Raw genomic sequence first — 1313 nt, forward strand, 5'->3', positions numbered from 1 at the left:
CGGCGGTCTCAACCGGTCATCGCAACACCGGTTTGATCACGGGGCTGAGAGTAGCTCGGCGAGCTTCTCAGCGGGGGTGGCCCAGCCGAGGGTTTGTCGGGGCCGGGTGTTGAGTGCTTCGGCGACGTCCTCGAGGTCGGTAGCGGGGTGGACGGATAGGTCGGTGCCTTTGGGGTAGTACTGGCGCAAGAGCCCGTTGGTGTTCTCGTTGGTGCCGCGTTGCCAGGGCGAGTGCGGGTCGCAGAAGTACAGGTCGATGGGGTCGGTGAACCCGATATCGATGCCGGCGCGCGCGTTCGGAGTCATCTCGCGGCCCTGGTCCCAGGTCAGGGTGCGGCGTAGATGCGCTGGCAGGGTAGTGATCTTGGTCCGCATCGCGCCCGCGACCTGGTCGGCGGCGTATCCGTTGGGCAGGTGTAGCAGCAGCACGAACCGGGTGGTGCGTTCGACCAGGGTCCCGATCGCGGACTTGTTCGCCGTGCCGATGATCAAGTCGCCCTCCCAGTGGCCGGGCACGGCCCGGTCGGTGACTTCGGCCGGGCGCTGGGAGATCAGGACCTCGGGCGCCACCGGGCGGCGTCCTTGCTGGTTGGCACGTGTCTGCGCGAGCGGACGGCGCCGGGCCCGCCCGGTGCGCAACGCGGTGTGCAGCTCCTTGCGTAGCCCGCCGCGGCCCTGGACATACAACGCCTGGTAGATCGTCTCGTGGCTGACCCGCATGGACTCATCATCGGGGAAATCGATCCGCAGCCGGTTGGAGATCTGCTGCGGGCTCCACACCCGCGCCCGGCCGCTGTCGGGGCGCACCGTGCCGTCCAGGCGGGCCTCGACATACGCGGCCAACCGCGCGCTGCCCGCGAGCTTGCGTTGGTCGTCCTTCGCACGGGCCGCCTGCCTGTCTCGGTGGGCTTGGGCGATCGAGGGCACGTATCGGCCATCACTGGACCGCCGCCCGCGATGGCGCAGTTCGCGGCTGATCGTCGAGGCCGGACGCCCCAACCGGCGCGCGATCTCCCGACCCGAACGTCCCGCGGCGTGCCATAGTCCGATCTGCTCGCGCTCCTCGAACGACAAGAACCGCCCCGAGGGCGCGACAAGATCCAGATCAGGCACCCCGCCAGCCTGGCCGATCCATTCCTGTGCCGTGCGTCTGGACACGCCCGCTGCCGCGGCGGCCAAGCCCACATCCCCACCATCGAGCCACGAGCGCCAGAACACCCGCCGCCAGTGTCGCGGTACCGCAATCCCGCCACGCACCATCCGAAACACCCCATCCAGAATCAGGGTGTTGCGATGACCGGTTGAGACCGCCT

1 protein-coding gene is annotated in these 1313 nt (G+C 69.1%); it reads right to left on the reverse strand.

Annotated elements, in window-relative coordinates:
• Positions 1–36: 36 nt before the first annotated feature.
• On the reverse strand, positions 37–1260 hold the full coding sequence (locus AC1C2W_RS19640; RefSeq protein WP_495414064.1) for an IS30 family transposase: 1224 nt from the start codon (positions 1258–1260) through the stop codon (positions 37–39).
• Positions 1261–1313 lie beyond the last annotated feature (53 nt).

This window comes from Isoptericola sp. Y581 (assembly GCF_059445475.1).

Coding starts and splice junctions, on each gene's coding strand:
- AC1C2W_RS19640 (WP_495414064.1), bottom strand. CDS start 1,260: ATGGTGCGTGGCGGGATTGCGGTACCGCGACACTGGCGGCGGGTGTTC.